Here is a 16,439-nt window from a genome sequence, read left to right on the forward strand (position 1 = left end):
CCGGCCCTCACGCCGCCAGGTATCGCAATACGGCCAGGACCCGACGGTGGCCGACGTCGTCCGATTGAAGGTCCAGCTTCATGAAGATGTTGTTGATGTGCTTCCCGACCGCGCTCTCGCTGACCAGCAGCCGCGCCGCGATCGCCGCGTTGGCCCGGCCCTCGGCCATCTGCGCCAGCACGTCGTGCTCGCGCGGGGTGAGGCGGTCCAGCGGGTCGGCGGGACGGCGCACCAGCAGCTGGGCCACCACCTCCGGGTCCAGCGCGGTGCCGCCGGCCGCGACCCGCTCCAGCGCCTCGATGAAGGAGTCGATGTCGGCCACGCGGTCCTTGAGCAGATAACCGATCCGGGCGGTGTCGTGGGCCAGCAGGTCGGTGGCGTAGCGCTCCTCCACGAACTGCGACAGCACCAGGACCGCGGTGTCCGGCCAGCGGCGGCGGATCTCCACGGCGGCGGTGATGCCCTCGTCCTTGAACGTCGGCGGCATCCGGACGTCGACCACCACCGCGTCCGGGCGGTGCTCGTCGACGGCGGTCAGCAGCGTGGTCCCGTCCCCGGTCTCGCCCACGACATCGTGCCCGGCGAGCTCCAGCACCCGGACCACTCCGGCCCGGATCAGGACCGAGTCGTCCGCGATCACCACGCGCATGGTTCCCCCTTGGCGTCGCGGGCGGCTCACGGCCGCCGCGCCCCGCGCCTCACACCCCGCAAGGCAGCTCGGCGGTCAGCACGGTCGGGCCGCCGGAGGGTGATGTTAGCCGCAGCCGGCCGTCCACCGAAGCGACCCGGTGCGCCAGGCCGGTCAGCCCGCTGCCGCCGGCCGCGTTCGCGCCGCCGACCCCGTCGTCCGAGACCCGGACCAGGAGCCGGTCCGACTCGCGGCTGACGTCCACCGCGGCCTGCGACGCCCGCGAGTGCTTGACCACGTTGGCCAGCGCCTCCGAGACGACGAAGTAGGCCACGGTCTCCACCGACGCGCTCAGCGCGCCGGTCGGCCCGACGCTCAGCCGCACCGGGACCGCCGACCGCGCCGCCACCCCGGACAGCGCGGCGTCCAGGCCGCGGTCGTCCAGGACCGCCGGATGCAGGCCCCGCACCAGGTTGCGGATCTCCGCCATCGCCTGCCGGACCTGCTCGTGGGCGTCCACGATGACGGCCATGGCGTCCGGCGGCACGTCCTTCAGCGTCTTGCGGGCGATACCCAGATGCACCGCCAGGGACATCAGACGCTGCTGCGCCCCGTCGTGCAGATCGCGCTCGATGCGGCGGCGCTCGCCGTCGGCGGCCTGCACCGCGGCGGCGCGGGAGTCCGACAGCGTCTGCACGCGGCGCGCCAGGACGATCGTCTCGTTGGGGCCGAGCAGCCGGCGGGCGGCGAGCTCGTCGGCGCGCGCGAGCCGGCCGACCAGGCGGGGGATCAGGCGGGCGCCGAAGCCCACGACGAGCAGGAGCACGATCTGCGCCAAGAACTTCTCCTTGGACAGGGCCGGGGAGGCGCCGCCGTTGAACGGGCGGGTGCCCAGAACGCGCTCGACGACCTGGAGGCTGACGAACGCCGTCACGCCGGCCAGCCAGAGCCCCAGCACGATCACCCCGCCGATCAGCGGTCCGGCGACGAGGTGGTAGAGCGTCTGGCGCCACAGCGCCTCGGACCGCAGCGCCGCGCGGACCTGGCCGCGGTGCAGCGGCGGCGTCTCGACCTCGTGGATCTCCAGGCCCCGGAACGCCCGGAACCGGCGCCGCTGCCAGCCGGTCAGCATCGGCGCGGCGGCCATCAGCACCAGCAGCATGACCAGCAGGGACACGAGGAACCGGATCGCCGAGGAGGGCGCCGCCGTGTGGACGACCTGCCGGACCGGCTGCGTCCAGACGCTGAGCACCACCATCGCGCCGGCCCACAGCGGCAGTCCGGTGACCAGGAACATGAGCTCCCAGCCGGCCTCGGACCACCGGGCTCTGCGCAGTTCTCGTTTCGTGGGCACGCCTCCACGGTATTCGCGCTGGTCGAGGCGGGTCCATGAGGTGCGCCTCACCGCGGGGGTGGTGCTGGCCCCACCCCCTAGTCGCCAGGTCGCACTACTGATCCGGAGGCCCCGCGTGCCGAGCATTGAGGGAGTCCGAACAACTCCTCCAGACGCTCAGAAAAGGACTCCCATGTCCCGCGTGGTCATCTTCTCCGCCTCGGTCGGCGCCGGTCACGACAGCGCCGCGGCCGCCCTGGCCGACCGCCTGTCCGCGCGCGGCTTCGCCGTCGACCGGCACGACTTCCTCACCCTGATGCCCGCCGGCCGCGCCGTCTGCGAGTCCTACAAGCGGATCATCACCCACGCGCCGAAGGTGTATCAGTGCATCTACTCGCGCACCGAACGCACCGCCCGCCCCGGCCTGGTGCAGCGCCGGCTGTTGAAGGGAGCCGAGCAGGCGGTGCTGGCCGCGATACCGGCCGACGCGGTCGCGGCGGTGGCGACCTACCCGCTGGCGGCGCAGGTGCTGGCGCGACTGCGGGCGTCGGGACGGCTGCGGGTGCCGGTGGTGGTGACGTTCACGGACTTCTCGGTGCATCCGCTGTGGATCGCGGAGGGGGTGGATCTGTATTTGGCGTCGCATGCGGTGACGGCGGGGCAGGCGGTGGAGCATGTGGTGGGTGGCGGTGGCGGTACTGGTTTTGGCGCGGGTACCGGTGCGTGCGTTGGCGTTGGCGTTGGCGTTGGCGCGGGCATGGGCGCGGGCGCGGATGCGAGCGTCGGTATGGGCATGGGCATTGGCATGGGGGAGCGGACCGGTGCCGGTCGGGTCGCGGTCGCGCGGCCTCTGGTGTCGCAGCGCTTTGTCCGGCGCTCGTCGGCCGAGCGGCTGGCGGCGCGCGCCAGGTTCGGGCTGTCCGGCGCCGAGAAGCCGCTGGCGCTGCTGCTCGGCGGCTCCTGGGGCGTCGGCGACATCGCCGAGACGGCCTTCGACCTGGCCGCCTCGGGCGTGGTGACACCGGTGGTGGTGTGCGGGCGCAACGAAACCTTGCGCCGACGCCTGCGCGCCGCGGGCCTGCCGCACGTGTTCGGCTGGGTCGGCGACATGCCGACGCTGATGGCCGCGTGCGACGTGATGGTGCAGAACGCGGGGGCGTCCTCGACGCTGGAGGCCTTCGCATCCGGCCTGCCGGTGGCGACCTACCGCAGCCTGGTCGGCCACGGCCGCACCAACGCCGCCGTCCTGGACGAGGCCGGCCTGGCGACGTGGATCCGCACCCCCGAGGAACTGCCCGGCGCCCTGCTGGAACTGACCTCCGGCCTGCGCGGCCTGCGCCAGCGCAAGGCCGGCCTGGCGATGGTCGGCGAGGGCGCGGCGCCCGACGAGCTGATCGTCGCGCTGCTGCGGGAGCTGGGATGGCTGGGGAACGAGGCCGGGGGAGTCGGGCACACCGCCGGTGCTGTCTCGCCTGAATTCGCAGTGGTCTGAATCATCCACTGCCCTGCCCTGCCCGCACCTCGCGCCCGCTGAATCTCAACCTTCTTCTCCTCCAAGGAGTTTCGAAATGACCGCCCTGACCACCGCCGCCAGCCTGCTGACCCACCCGTTCCCCGCCACCACCACGCTCGGCCCCGCCCGCAACCGCGTCCTGCCCGGCCTCGCCGCCCGCGGCGCCCCCGACCACGTCGCCCTCACTTTCGACGACGGCCCCGACCCCAACTCCACCCCCCGCTTCCTGGACCTCCTGGCCGCCCGCGGCGTCCACGCGACCTTCTTCCTCCTCGGCTCCATGGCCGAACGCGCCCCCGGCCTGGTCCATGAGCTCCACGCCGCCGGCCACGAGATCGCCGTCCACGGCTGGCACCACCGCAGCCTCCTGTTCCGCGGCCCCCGCGCCACCCACACCGACCTCGCCCGCGCCCGCGACTTCCTCGCCGGCCTCACCGGCGAGGAACCCCGCCTCTTCCGCCCGCCCTACGGCGTCATGACCACCGCCGCCCACCTCTCGGCCCGCCGCCTCAATCTCCGCCCGACTCTCTGGACCAGCTGGGGCGAGGACTGGACGGCGCGCGCCACCTCCACCTCCGTCCTGAAGCAGGTCACCAAGGACCTCCACGGCGGCGGCACGATCCTGCTCCACGACACCGACTGCACCGCGAAGCCCAACTCCTGGCACTCCACCCTCGGCGCCGTCCCGCTGCTGCTGGACCACTGCGAGCAGCGCGGCTGGAAGGTCGGCCCGCTGCGGGAGCACGGCCGCGTCAGCGGACGCTGAGCGTGGCGAGGGTGAATCGCCGCGAAGAATGTCCACTTTCGAGGGACAACTCCCTGGACTTCTGAACTACTTCAGAACTACCGTGGCCGCATGGCGACCGAGACCTTTCCGTACAGCACTTTCCTGCGCAACCCGTCGCAGGTCCTGCCCGCACTCGAGGAGTCAAAAGTGGTGATATTGGAACGTCGCGGCGAAGCCAACCTCGCGCTGATGTACGAGCACGCCCACAACGGCGAGGTATCGGCCCTGTCGCTCATGGCCCGCTCGTTCGCCGCCCTGAACAGGCGCGACCCGGAACTGACCGAAGAGATCCTCTCCGAGGAGATCTCCTGGCTGCACTGGCTCCCCGCGAAGGAGCGCCCGGAGTGCGTCAAAGAACTGCTGGCCGACCTCGTCGCAGCCGCCGACACCGGCCTGATCATGCCCTTCGTCCGCGATTTCCGCGCTTGGCGCGCGACGGCGGAGGTGTGGTCGGATCCGGAACTGGCGGCGAGGCTGTCCGAGCCGATCGACCCGGCGCAGAGCCTTCCGCTGGAGCGGCCGATTCCCCAGGAGCCGGCTTGATGCGGCGCGGAGACGAAGTGCCCCGGCCGCATCCGTGGTCTGTCCGCGTCAAGGATCGGCGGGCGGCGCTCGGCTGGCGAGAGCTTCTGGCGTGTGTGCCTGACAACCTGGACCGGGCCTGGGTGGCGATGACTGGCTACCCTCGCGGCCTCGATGGGCGACAGCACCGTTTGAAGGGAGACAAGGCATCGGTTTTCATCACCGAGGCCTCCGGACTCCTTGAGCAATGGCAGTACGAGGTGACCGGCGGTGGTCGCATCTGGTACGCGATCGACGACCTGCACCGCACCTTATGGATCACCGAGGCCGGCACCGGCCACCCGGGACAAACCGACTCCCGCGGCCGACGCCGCTGACCACTGAGCCGCCCGAGTGAGCCCACCCGAGTGAGTCGCGCGATCCGCCTCACCCGGGTGACCTGTGCCGAAGCCGCTCACTAGCCGCTCACTAGCCGCTCACTAGCCGCTCGCTAGCCGCTTACCAGCCGCTCACCACTCGCTCAGTGCTCCCCGTGCTCCCCGCCGTCCCCGCCCTCCGCCGCCTGCACCAACTCCACCAGCACCCCGTGCGCATCCTTCGGGTGCAGGAAGTTGATCGTCGAGCCCATGCTTCCGCGGCGCGGCTGTTCGTACAGGGAGCGGATGCCCTTGCCGACGATGTCGTCCGTGACGGTGACCACGTCGGCCGTGCCGAAGGCTATGTGGTGGACGCCTTCGCCGTTCTTCGCCATCCACTTGGCGATGGCCGAGTCCTCGCGGATCGGCTCCAGGAGTTGGAGGTAGCTGGCGCCGCCGTCGCCGGTGTCGTTGATCTTGAGCATCGCCTCGCGGACCCCCTGCTCCTCGTTGGTCTCGGTGTGGAAGACCTCGAAGCCGTAGGTGGCGCGGTAGAACTCGACGGTCTCGTCCAGATCGCGGCAGGCGATGCCGATGTGGTCGATGCGCGTGAGGGGAGATGACATGGGGACCATCCTCCATGGGCCGGCGCCGTCGCGCCTAGTTGGTTGTGTCGAAGGCGACACCCTAAGCTACTGACGAGTAATTTACTGGTGACTAGGCTGTCCAGCAGCAGTGGCAGTCATTTTTCCCCTCACCCCTCGGCAGACACTGGAGAGCATCGTCGTGAGCGCTACCAAGTCGGTCATCGTCGCAGGCGCGCGCACCCCCATGGGGCGCCTGCTCGGCTCCCTCAAGAACTTCTCCGGCGCCGAGCTCGGCGGGGTCGCGATCAAGGCCGCGCTGGAGCGGGCCGGGGTCGCGCCGGAGCAGGTGCAGTACGTGATCATGGGCCAGGTGCTCCAGGCCGGCGCCGGGCAGATCCCGGCGCGGCAGGCCGCGGTGGCCGCCGGCATCCCGCTCACGACGCCGGCGCTCACCATCAACAAGGTCTGCCTGTCCGGCCTGGACGCCATCGCGCTGGCCGACCAGCTGATCCGGGCCGGCGAGTTCGACATCGTGGTGGCCGGCGGCCAGGAGTCCATGACCAACGCCCCGCACCTGCTGCCCAAGTCCCGCGAGGGCTTCAAGTACGGCGCGATCGAGATGCTCGACGCCATGGCCTACGACGGCCTCACCGACCCCTGGGAGAACATCCCCATGGGCCAGGCCACCGAGCGGCACAACACCCGCCTGGGCATCGAGCGCGCCCCGCAGGACGAGTTCGCCGCCCGCTCCCACCAGCGCGCCGCCGCCGCCCAGAAGAACGGCGTGTTCGACGCCGAGATCACCCCGGTGTCGATCCCGCAGCGCAAGGGCGACCCGATCCTGTTCACCACCGACGAGGGCATCCGCCCCGACACCACCGTCGACGGCCTGGCCGCCCTGCGCCCGGCCTTCACCAAGGACGGCACCATCACCGCCGGCACCTCCTCGCAGATCTCCGACGGCGCCGCCGCCGTGGTCGTGATGTCCCGCGCCAAGGCCGAGGAGCTGGGCCTGGAGTGGATCGCCGAGATCGGCGCGCACGGCAACGTCGCCGGCCCCGACACCTCGCTGCAGTCCCAGCCCTCCAACGCCATCCGGCACGCCCTGGCCAAGCAGGGCCTGACCGTGGCCGACCTGGACCTGATCGAGATCAACGAGGCCTTCGCCGCGGTCGGCGTGCAGTCCACCCGCGACCTGGAGGTCTCCGACGACATCGTCAACGTCAACGGCGGCGCCATCGCCCTGGGCCACCCGATCGGCATGTCCGGCGCCCGCCTGGTGCTCAGCCTGGCCCTGGAGCTCCAGCGCCGCGGCGGCGGCACCGGCGCGGCCGCGCTGTGCGGCGGCGGCGGCCAGGGCGACGCCCTGATCATCACCGTCCCCGAGCGCGGCTGAAGCGCGACGAACTAGGATCATCCGCCGTGGCCAGCACCGATGTGACCGATGTGACAGACCTCGTCGAACGCGCGCGCAAGGGCGACCCCCGCGCGGTGGCGCGCCTGATCTCCCACGTGGAGGACGGCTCGCCGCTGCTGCGCGCGGTGATGGCGGCCCTGACCCCGTACGCCGGCAACGCGTACGTGGTCGGCCTCACCGGATCCCCCGGGGTGGGCAAGTCCACCTCCACCTCGGCGCTGGTCACGGCGTTCCGCAAACAGGGCAAGCGGGTCGGCGTGCTCGCCGTCGACCCCTCCTCGCCGTTCTCCGGCGGCGCGCTGCTCGGCGACCGGGTGCGGATGCAGGAGCACGCCACCGACCGCGACGTCTACATCCGCTCCATGGCCTCCCGCGGCCACCTCGGCGGCCTGTCCGCCGCCACCCCGCAGGCGGTCCGGGTCCTGGACGCGGCCGGCTGCGACGTGGTGCTGATCGAGACCGTCGGCGTCGGCCAGTCCGAGGTCGAGATCGCCGGCACCGCCGACACCGCGGTGGTGCTGCTGGCCCCCGGCATGGGCGACGGCATCCAGGCCGCCAAGGCCGGGATCCTGGAGATCGGCGACGTATTCGTGGTGAACAAGGCCGACCGCGACGGCGCCGACGCCACCGCCCGCGAACTCGGCCACATGCTGGCCCTCGGCGAGTCCCGCAACCCCGGCGACTGGCGCCCCCCGATCGTGAAGACGGTCGCCGCCACCGGCCAGGGCATCGACGAGTTCGTCGAGGCGCTGGACAAGCACAAGGCCTGGCTGGAGGGCAACGGCAAGCTCGCCGAGCGCCGCCGGTACCGGGCCTCGGTCGAGATCGAGGGCATCGCCCTGGCCACGCTGCGCGCCCGGATCGGCGACCTGCACGGCGACCGCCGGCTGTCGGCGCTGGCCGACCGGGTCGTGGGGCGCGAGCTGGACCCGTACTCGGCGGCCGACGAGCTGGTGGCGGGCGTCAGCGACTGAGCGCGGACGCGCCCGCGCCCGGTTCGCGTGTGAGAAGCCTTACACCGTCACTTCTTCAGCGACTTGTGCAGCCAGAACGGCCCGGTCGGCAGCACCGACGCCAGCAGCACCACGCCGAACCGCTTCCCGTCCCAGCCCTGCGCCTGCTTCTGGTCCCAGGCCAGCGCCAGGTAGGCCAGGAACAGGATGCCGTGCAGCGAGCCGAACACCATCGTCGCGGCCGGCATGTCGGCGCCGTACTTCAGCGGCATCCCGACGCACAGCAGCAGCAGGAAGGAAACCCCCTCCGCCAGCGACACCCAGCGGAACCGCGCGAGCTTCGCATCAGCGGCGGTGGTCACATCGGCAGTGGTCACGGGTGTTCCTCGCTGTTCAACGGCCCTAATGCCGACATCGTGTCGGTATCAGCCAGGAGAATACCTGAGTCGCTGTTACGCGTCGGCGCTCCCCCCTACGCTGTGCACCATGCGTGACTGGAACAGGCGCCATTGCGCGCGGCGGGGGCACGAGACCTACGCACCGGTCGGACCCGGTATCGAGCCGGATCTGGCCGCACGACTTCAAGTGGAGACCGTCCACGGCCGGGCGTGGCGCTGCCTGCGCTGCGGCGACTTCGTGATCGGCGAGCCCAAGGGCAGCGGACCGGCGGACGAGGCGCCGATCGTGCCGCGTGGCAAGGCCCTGCGCGACCTGCTGATCCTGCGGGTCCTGGCCGTGGAGCGGATCGGCCGCGGCGTGGTGATCGCCTTCATCGCCTGGGCGGTGTGGAAGTTCGGCAGCAACCAGAACGCGGTGCGGCAGCTGTTCGAGTCCGACCTGACCGCGTTCAAGCCGCTGGCCAACCACTTCGGCTGGGACGTGGAGCACGCCGGCGTGGTGGAGCGGATCCGCAAGGCCTTCGACTACAAGCCGAAGACGGTGCACGTCGTCGCCGGGCTGCTCGCGGGCTACGCGCTGCTGGAGACCGTCGAGGGCGTCGGGCTGTGGATGTCCAAGCGCTGGGGCGAGTACCTCACCGCCGTCGGCACCTCGATCTTCCTGCCGCTGGAGGTCTGGGACGGCCTGAACAAGATCCACGAGCACAAGTCCTGGATCTTCGCGGCCTGCACCTTCGCGATCAACGTCGGCGCCGTGGTCTACCTGCTGGTGTCCAAGCGGCTGTTCGGGATCCGGGGCGGCGGCGAGGCGTTCGAGGCCGCCAAGCACGCGGACGCGCTGCTCACGGTCGAGATCGCGGCTTGCGGCGGTCCGAAGCCGCACGCCCGCGAGGCGGCCGGCGAGATCGCTCTGGAGAAGGCCGCGCAGCAGTCGCGGGAGCCGCAGCCACAGGCACAGTCGCAGCCGCAGTCGCAGGCGGCCACTGTGCTGCTGCCGCGGGAACCGCAGGCGCAGGCGGCGACCGTGCTGCTGCCGCAGGAACCGCGTTCGGAGTCGGCCACCGTCCAGTTGTCGCGCGAGCCCCAGCCGGAGGAGGCGGCCGGCGGCGCGTGACGCGACGCCGGGACCGCTGTCCCGCACCGGGCCGGTGACTTACCGGCCTGCCGACCCACCGGGCCGCCGATCCACCAGGTCGGCGGCCCGAAAACGTTTCATCTTCAACCAGTGCCGCTAAACTTGGACCATGAGCGCCCACGGCACGGAGGATCCCGAGACCCCATGGCTCGATGAGACCGAGCAGGCTGTGTGGCGCCAGTACATCTCGGTCATGCGGCTGCTGCCGGACCGGCTCAACGCCGGCCTCGGCCGGGGGCACGGCCTCACCCTGATCGACTACGAGGTGCTGGCGCGGCTCAGCGAGGCACCGCTGCGCCGGCTGCGGATGACCGAGCTGGCCGAGGGCGCGCTGCTGTCCAAGAGCCGCCTGTCGCACCAGATCAGCCGGATGGAGAAGGAAGGCCTGGTCCGGCGCGAACCCTGCGAGACCGACGGCCGCGGCTTCTTCGCCGTGCTCACCGACGAGGGCTGGGAGAAGCTGCTGACCGCGGTCCCGAGCCACGTGCGCGACGTCCGCGAGTCGTTCGTCGAGCCGCTGACCCGGGAGCAGCTCGTCGCGCTCGGCGACGCCCTCGGCGCCATAGCGAAGGGCCTGGAGTCCGGACGGGAATAACCCCTCTTCAGAGGCCCGGCCGAGCGCTTCCCCCACCACCCTCGCCTTGGTAGCTTAGGCAAGGCTCACCTAAGCATCGAGAGGGCTCCATGACCCCGGCCGAATACGCGCTCCACGCCCGCGAACTCCTTGATGTCTACACGGCCCTGGAAGACGCGGCCGTGGCGCTCGCCGGCGATCCGCAGGTTGGACCCTTGCTGCTGGCCGGGCTGCGCCGCCGCACCGCCCTGCTGACCGACCTCGAACACTTCCACGGTCCGCACTGGCGCTCAGAGCTCGAATACACCCGGCCGCTCCCGGCCACCCGCCGCTACGCCGAGCGCATCCGCGCGGTCGCACCCGCCAGCCCCGAGCACTACGTCGCGCACGCCTTGGTCCGCTGCCTCGCCGACCTGTCGGCGGCCGAGCACGCCGGCCGGCAGGCCGCCGAAATCCTCGGCGTCGAGCGGGGCGCCCCCGGCGTCGCCTTCTACGCCTACGACGGCCCCGATGCCCTGCGGGCCCAGTTCCAGAGGCTCGTCGACGCCGTTCCGTGGACCGAGGTCCAGCGCCGCGACCTCCGCGACGAACTGCGCGTGGCCCGCCGGCTCAGCCGGGAGCAGGACGCCGAACTCTCCCGCGCCCGGCGCCGGATGCCGACGGCCTGATCCTCCCGCTCCACCGCGTGGCCGGTCCGACTTGCGGGCGATCTTCGACGCTGTAACCGTGACGCGTATGAGCGCCTCGGAGAACCCCGGTCCCGGCACGGCCGCCGCCGACCAGCCCGAGTCGCATTCCGTCATCCCCGGCATCGCCGACCTCTCCGACGCCCGCAAGCACCGGGCCCTGGCGGTCTGCCTCCTCGTCGGCTTCATGACGCTGCTCGACGTCTCCATCGTCAACGTCGCGTTGCCCTCGATGCAGAAGGGCCTGAACGCCAGCCCCGCCGACCTGTCCTGGGTGGTGTCCGGCTACGCCCTCACCTTCGGCCTGATCCTGGTCCCGGCCGGCGTGTTCGGCGACATGGTGGGCCGCCGCACGGCGTTCCTGGTCGGCCTGGCCGCCTTCACCGTCGCCTCCGGCCTGTGCGGCATCGCCGCGAACGCCACGTTCCTGGTGATCGCCCGCCTGATCCAGGGTCTGGCCTCCGGCATCCTGGGGCCGCAGATCTCCGGCCTGATCCAGGAGATGTTCAGCGGCGACGCGCGGGCCCGGGCCTTCGGCTACTTCGGCGCCACGGTCGGCCTGGCCACCGCGGTCGGCCCGCTGGTCGGCGGGCTGCTGATCGCGGCCGGCGGCGAGGAGCACGGCTGGCGCTGGGTGTTCTTCGTCAACCTGCCGATCGGCGTCGTCGCCTTCGCCCTCGCGCTGCGCCTGATCCCCGGCTGCGTCGGAGCCGGCGTGGCCCGCACCCGCGGCCGCGTCGACTGGCTCGGCGTGGTCCTGCTCGGCGGCGCGGTGGTCGCGATCATGCTGCCGCTGGTGCAGGAACAGCAGTGGACCGGCCGCGGCAAGTGGTGGCTGGTGGTCCTGGGCGTGCTGCTGCTCGGCGCGTTCGCGGCCTGGGAGCGCCGGGTCGCCGCCGAAGGCCACACGCCGCTGGTGCCGCCGACCCTGCTGCGCATCCGCTCCTACACCCGCGGCGCCACCCTCGGCCTGCTCTACTTCGCCGGGTTCACCACGATCTTCTTCATCTTCACGCTCTACCTCCAGAACGGACTGGACTACAGCGCCCTGGAGGCGGGCCTGGCCACCACGCCGTTCGCGCTCGGCTCGGCGGTCAGCGCCACCCTCGGCGGCCGGCTGGTCGGCAAGCACGGCCGGGCCCTGGTGATCCTCGGCATCGTGCTGGTCACGGTCGCGACCGGCGCGACGATCCTGGTCGTGCACTGGGTGCACGGCCGCGGCGCGGGCGTCGCGGCCTCGCTGCCGCTGCTCGTCGCCGGCGTCGGCTCCGGCCTGGTGATCGCGCCCAACCTGGCGCTGTCGCTGTCCGAGGTGCCGGTGGTCCGCGCCGGGACGGCCGGCGGCGTGATGCAGACCGGTCAGCGACTCGGCTCCGCGCTCGGCATCGCCTGCGTCGGCGCGGTGTTCTTCTCCCGCGTGTCCCACGGCAAGGGCTTCGCGAACGCTTTCCAGGCCGGCGGCGTCGTGGCGATCTGCTTCGAGGCCGCGGCGCTGCTGGTCGGGATCATCGACTGGCGCGGGCGCAAGGCCGCCGCGATGGTCGCCGACACAGGGGCCTGATCAGGGGAGCCGGCGGGGGCTGTAGCGCTGCATGGCCCGCTGCGTCTGCCCGCGCCCCAGCACTGAACCCGGGTCGGATTCCAGGACCCACGGCAGGAACGGCCACACCGCCACCGACCCGATCAGGGCCGTGACACCCAGTAGCGCGAAGACCGAGGCGACGTACGAGGCGTGCACGGACGCCGCGACGACGGTCGCCGCGCACAGCACCAGCAGCGTCCACTCCGGGATCCGGTGCCGCGCCGGGTTGTTCGCGACCCGCATCGGTATCACCCGGCGGATGAAGGCCCGGCCGAAGAACGCCGCGACAGCCAGACAGGCCGGCGTCGCGATGAGGAACTGGACCACGATCTTGTGCGGGTTCTTGTCGGCGTCGTGGGTCGTGCCGTCGAAGGTGTAGCGGGTGATGACGTCCCGCCACACCAGCACCGGCCAGGTGTCGCCGACGCTGATCTCCGAGGTCAGGTCACGGGACTTGGACACCGTGATCGACTCCCGCTTCCCGGCGACCGGCACCAGGTCGGCCTTGGTGGTGTAGCCATGGGCGTTCTTGCCGGTGTTCTTCCAGGAGTCGACGTACTCCACCTGCGCCGTGGTCTGGAGCGCGCAGTCGTGCGTGCTCGTCACCCCGGCCGCGCAGATCGGCGCCTTGTCGTAGGCTTCCTGGTCGGCCTGTGACGGGAACAACAGCACCGCGCACACCGCCGCCACGATCGTGAACGGAACCGCGACGACCGCCGCGAGCACGGTGAAGACGCGGAGCGTCACATAGTTCTTGGGCCGTCTCCGGTCCGAGAAATCCAGCAGGTCGGTCACGCTCTGTCCCCGCCCAGACTTCGCCACGTGCCGATAGTACGCACGGGACCGGCCCGGTCGTCCACTCCCCGGACGTGGCTGGAGCGATAGAGTCCACAGTGCGAGAATGTCTGTCTCAACGACGAGTAGCAGTCGAGCATCACCAGTAGAACGGAGCCACCATGCCCGCCCTGCGGTCCCGGACTAGTACCCACGGACGCAACATGGCTGGGGCCCGAGCCCTTTGGCGGGCCACCGGCATGGGGGACGACGACTTCGGCAAACCGATCGTCGCGATCGCCAACTCCTTCACCCAGTTCGTGCCGGGCCACGTGCACCTGCGCAACGTCGGCGAGATCGTCGCCGAGTCGGTCAAGGAGGCCGGCGGCGTCGCCAAGGAGTTCAACACCATCGCCGTCGACGACGGCATCGCCATGGGCCACGCCGGCATGCTCTACTCGCTGCCCAGCCGCGAGCTGATCGCCGACGCCGTGGAGTACATGGTGAACGCGCACTGCGCCGACGCCCTGGTGTGCATCTCCAACTGCGACAAGATCACCCCCGGCATGCTGATGGCCGCGCTGCGCCTGAACGTCCCGACGGTCTTCGTCTCCGGCGGCCCGATGGAGGCCGGCAAGACCACCGCCATCGAGGGCGTGGTGCACTCCAAGATCGACCTGATCGACGCGATGATCGCCTCGGCCAACGAGTCCGTCACCGACGAGCAGCTCGACGGCATCGAGCGCTCCGCCTGCCCGACCTGCGGCTCCTGTTCCGGCATGTTCACCGCCAACTCGATGAACTGCCTGGTCGAGGCGCTCGGCCTGGGACTGCCCGGCAACGGCTCGGTGCTGGCCACTCACGAGGCCCGCCGCCAGCTGTTCGAGCGCGCCGGCACCACGGTCGTGGACCTGGCCCGCCGCTACTACGACGGCGACGACGAGTCGGTCCTGCCCCGCGCCATCGCCACCCCCGCCGCCTTCGGCAACGCCATGGCCCTGGACGTGGCCATGGGCGGCTCCACCAACACCGTCCTGCACCTGCTGGCCGCCGCCCAGGAAGCCGGCGTCGGCTTCGGCCTGAAGGACATCGACGCGGTCTCCCGCCGCGTGCCGTGCATCTCCAAGGTGGCGCCGAGCAGCCAGTTCCACATGGAGGACGTGCACCGCGCCGGCGGCATCCCGGCCATCCTGGGCGAACTCCACCGCGGCGGCCTGCTGGACCCGGAGGTCCACGCCGTCCACGCCCCGACCCTCCAGACCTGGCTCGACGAGTGGGACATCCGCGGCGGCCACGCCTCCGAGGCCGCGACCGAGCTGTTCCACGCCGCCCCCGGCGGCGTCCGCACCACGGAGCCCTTCTCCACCGCCAACCGCTGGGCCAGCTTGGACACCGACGCCGAGAACGGCTGCGTCCGCGACCTCCCGCACGCCTACACCAAGGACGGCGGCCTGGCCGTCCTCTGGGGCAACATCGCCGCCGACGGCGCCATCGTGAAGACCGCAGGCGTCGACGAGAAGATCTGGGAGTTCGCCGGCCCGGCCAAGGTCTTCGAGTCCCAGGACGACGCGGTCGAGGCGATCCTGTCCAAGCACATCGTCGAGGGCGACGTCGTCGTCATCCGCTACGAGGGCCCCAAGGGCGGCCCCGGCATGCAGGAGATGCTCTACCCGACCGCCTTCCTCAAGGGCGTGGGCCTGGGCGCGAAGTGCGCCCTGGTCACCGACGGCCGCTTCTCCGGCGGCACCTCCGGCCTGTCCATCGGCCACGTCTCCCCGGAAGCGGCCTCCGGCGGCATCATCGCCCTGGTCGAGGACGGCGACACGATCAAGATCGACATCGCCACCCGCTCCCTCCACCTCGACGTCGACCCCGAGGTCCTGGACGCCCGCCGCACCAAGCTCCTGACCGAGCTCGGCGGCTACCACCCCCGCGACCGCGACCGCCCGGTCTCCGTGGCCCTGCGCGCCTACGCCGCCCTGGCCTCCAGCGCCGCCACCGGCGGCGTCCGCGACCTGGGCCAGATCGGCAAGTAGCACCCCCGATGCCCCCGCTCCGCCTCGGCGCCAAACTGGTCCCGCAGGGCACGACCATCGCCGCCCTGCGGGCCTTCTGGCGCCTCGCCGACGAATCAGGCTTCGACCACCTCTGGGTCTACGACCACCTGGCCGGCGTCGGCAACGCCGCCACCGTGGCCGAACCCGACCCCGCGATCGACCTCTTCGACGGCTGGACCCTCCTGTCCGCCATGGCCTCCGAAACCCGCACCACCCGCCTCGGCTGCATGGTGACCGCCAACACCCTCCGCCACCCCGCCACCCTGGCCAAGATAGCCACCACAGTCGACCACCTCAGCAACGGCCGCCTGGAATTCGGCATAGGCGCCGGCTGGGCCGAATACGAACACCACATGCTCGGCCTGGACCTGGGCACCCCCCGCCACCGCATAGAAAAGCTCGCCGAATCCCTGACCATCATCAAAAGCCTCTGGTCAGCCCCCACCACAACCTTCACCGGCGAGCACTACACCCTCCACCAAGCAGTCCACGCCCCCAAACCCCTCCAAAAACCCCACCCCCCGATCTGGCTCGGCGGCACCGGCGAAAAACACATGCTGAAACTAGTAGCCGAACAAGCCGACGTCTGGAACACCGTGAACCACTCCGGCCTCGCCGAAGCCACCCGCCTGTCCAAAGTCCTGGACACCTGGTGCACCAAAGCAGGCCGCAACCCCACCGAAATCCGCCGCTCAGTCCAACTCCGCCCCACCCCCCACCGCGTCATCGACGACATAGCCCCCTGGCTCGACGCCGGCTTCAGCGAAATCGTACTTTTCTTCGGCCCAGAGCATCCGCTCGCCGACTTGGAACAGGTCGCTGAGCGACTGCCGGCGCTACGAGCGCTGGGCTAGCAGCCCAGAACGATCGCCCTGCTGCCAGCGGCCAACAAAACAAGACTGGCCAGCAGGACCGGACCCCATCGCAACCGGTCGCCGCGCCACGATCACCACCGGCGGCGGCAAGCAAAAGAAGACTGGCCGCCATCACAACCGGCGGCGGCCAGCAGGACCGGTGGTCATCGCGACCGGGTGCCCCGCTTTTTGCCAAAGTTAGGTCTTCGGTTCCGGTCTTTCCGATGCTCCTATGTCAAGGTGTGGGGGTTGGTTGTGTGGTGTTTTGGTGGGTGAGGATGCG

At 71.1% G+C, this 16,439-nt stretch carries 17 protein-coding genes; 12 read left to right on the top strand and 5 right to left on the bottom strand.

The features are described from left to right. Positions 1 to 7: 7 nt before the first annotated feature. Complete coding sequence (locus ABD481_RS41230) at positions 8 to 649, bottom strand: response regulator transcription factor (protein ID WP_344671351.1); 642 nt, start codon at positions 647 to 649, stop codon at positions 8 to 10. Positions 650 to 698: 49 nt separating this feature from the next. After that, entirely contained in the window at positions 699 to 1,982 is a 1,284-nt protein-coding gene (locus ABD481_RS41235; RefSeq protein ID WP_344671352.1) for a sensor histidine kinase, read from the bottom strand. 172 nt (positions 1,983 to 2,154) lie between these two features. Between ABD481_RS41235 and ABD481_RS41240 the strand changes: the two genes are divergently transcribed. From ABD481_RS41240 to ABD481_RS41255, 4 genes are all read left to right on the top strand, one after another. Continuing rightward, on the top strand, positions 2,155 to 3,453 hold the full coding sequence (locus ABD481_RS41240) for an MGDG synthase family glycosyltransferase (protein ID WP_344671353.1): 1,299 nt from the start codon (positions 2,155 to 2,157) through the stop codon (positions 3,451 to 3,453). A 76-nt stretch (positions 3,454 to 3,529) separates the two neighbouring features. Continuing rightward, positions 3,530 to 4,240: a polysaccharide deacetylase family protein gene (locus ABD481_RS41245; protein WP_344671354.1), complete on the top strand. Its 711-nt coding sequence runs from the start codon at positions 3,530 to 3,532 to the stop codon at positions 4,238 to 4,240. A 90-nt stretch (positions 4,241 to 4,330) separates the two neighbouring features. Next, positions 4,331 to 4,804: a hypothetical protein gene (locus ABD481_RS41250; protein WP_344671355.1), complete on the top strand. Its 474-nt coding sequence runs from the start codon at positions 4,331 to 4,333 to the stop codon at positions 4,802 to 4,804. Beyond that, a complete protein-coding gene (locus tag ABD481_RS41255) occupies positions 4,804 to 5,160 on the top strand; it encodes a hypothetical protein (RefSeq protein ID WP_344671356.1) in 357 nt (118 codons plus the stop codon). The genes ABD481_RS41250 and ABD481_RS41255 overlap by 1 nt, the downstream gene beginning before the upstream one ends. Positions 5,161 to 5,303: 143 nt before the next feature. Here the strand turns inward: ABD481_RS41255 and mce are convergent, their stop codons facing one another. Beyond that, a complete protein-coding gene (gene mce, locus ABD481_RS41260) occupies positions 5,304 to 5,765 on the bottom strand; it encodes a methylmalonyl-CoA epimerase (RefSeq protein ID WP_344671357.1) in 462 nt (153 codons plus the stop codon). A 160-nt stretch (positions 5,766 to 5,925) separates the two neighbouring features. Here mce and ABD481_RS41265 point away from each other — a divergent pair, with 160 nt between their 5' ends. Beyond that, a complete protein-coding gene (locus tag ABD481_RS41265) occupies positions 5,926 to 7,122 on the top strand; it encodes an acetyl-CoA C-acetyltransferase (protein WP_344671358.1) in 1,197 nt (398 codons plus the stop codon). Positions 7,123 to 7,163: 41 nt separating this feature from the next. Further along, positions 7,164 to 8,117, top strand: a complete 954-nt coding sequence (gene meaB / locus ABD481_RS41270) for a methylmalonyl Co-A mutase-associated GTPase MeaB (protein ID WP_344671369.1) — start codon at positions 7,164 to 7,166, stop codon at positions 8,115 to 8,117. Between the two features lie 47 nt (positions 8,118 to 8,164). Here meaB and ABD481_RS41275 read toward each other — a convergent pair whose 3' ends face one another. Then, entirely contained in the window at positions 8,165 to 8,473 is a 309-nt protein-coding gene (locus ABD481_RS41275) for a DUF3817 domain-containing protein (RefSeq protein WP_344671359.1), read from the bottom strand. A 109-nt stretch (positions 8,474 to 8,582) separates the two neighbouring features. Between ABD481_RS41275 and ABD481_RS41280 the strand changes: the two genes are divergently transcribed. The 4 genes from ABD481_RS41280 (at position 8,583) to ABD481_RS41295 (ending at position 12,450) form a co-directional block, all read left to right on the top strand. Then, positions 8,583 to 9,608: a DUF2127 domain-containing protein gene (locus ABD481_RS41280; RefSeq protein ID WP_344671360.1), complete on the top strand. Its 1,026-nt coding sequence runs from the start codon at positions 8,583 to 8,585 to the stop codon at positions 9,606 to 9,608. A 130-nt stretch (positions 9,609 to 9,738) separates the two neighbouring features. Then, positions 9,739 to 10,224 carry a MarR family winged helix-turn-helix transcriptional regulator gene (locus ABD481_RS41285; protein WP_344671361.1) on the top strand — a complete coding sequence of 162 codons (486 nt, stop codon included), beginning with the start codon at positions 9,739 to 9,741 and terminating at the stop codon, positions 10,222 to 10,224. Positions 10,225 to 10,313: 89 nt separating this feature from the next. Beyond that, the gene (locus ABD481_RS41290) at positions 10,314 to 10,871 is read left to right on the top strand and encodes a biliverdin-producing heme oxygenase (RefSeq protein ID WP_344671362.1); all 558 of its coding nucleotides are present in this window, start codon (positions 10,314 to 10,316) and stop codon (positions 10,869 to 10,871) included. A 67-nt stretch (positions 10,872 to 10,938) separates the two neighbouring features. Continuing rightward, positions 10,939 to 12,450, top strand: a complete 1,512-nt coding sequence (locus tag ABD481_RS41295) for an MFS transporter (protein ID WP_344671363.1) — start codon at positions 10,939 to 10,941, stop codon at positions 12,448 to 12,450. On the opposite strand, the gene ABD481_RS41300 is transcribed toward ABD481_RS41295, so the two are convergent. Further along, complete coding sequence (locus ABD481_RS41300) at positions 12,451 to 13,293, bottom strand: hypothetical protein (protein ID WP_344671364.1); 843 nt, start codon at positions 13,291 to 13,293, stop codon at positions 12,451 to 12,453. It abuts the gene before it with no gap. A gap of 134 nt (positions 13,294 to 13,427) precedes the next feature. Between ABD481_RS41300 and ilvD the strand changes: the two genes are divergently transcribed. Together ilvD and ABD481_RS41310 are read left to right on the top strand one after the other, a co-directional pair. Further along, complete coding sequence (gene ilvD / locus ABD481_RS41305; protein ID WP_344671365.1) at positions 13,428 to 15,281, top strand: dihydroxy-acid dehydratase; 1,854 nt, start codon at positions 13,428 to 13,430, stop codon at positions 15,279 to 15,281. A gap of 8 nt (positions 15,282 to 15,289) precedes the next feature. Then, a complete protein-coding gene (locus ABD481_RS41310) occupies positions 15,290 to 16,156 on the top strand; it encodes a TIGR03560 family F420-dependent LLM class oxidoreductase (protein ID WP_344671366.1) in 867 nt (288 codons plus the stop codon). The last annotated feature ends 283 nt before the right edge of the window (positions 16,157 to 16,439 follow it).

The organism is Catenulispora yoronensis, assembly GCF_039531695.1.
GTDB classification, from domain to species: Bacteria; Actinomycetota; Actinomycetes; order Streptomycetales; family Catenulisporaceae; genus Catenulispora; species Catenulispora yoronensis.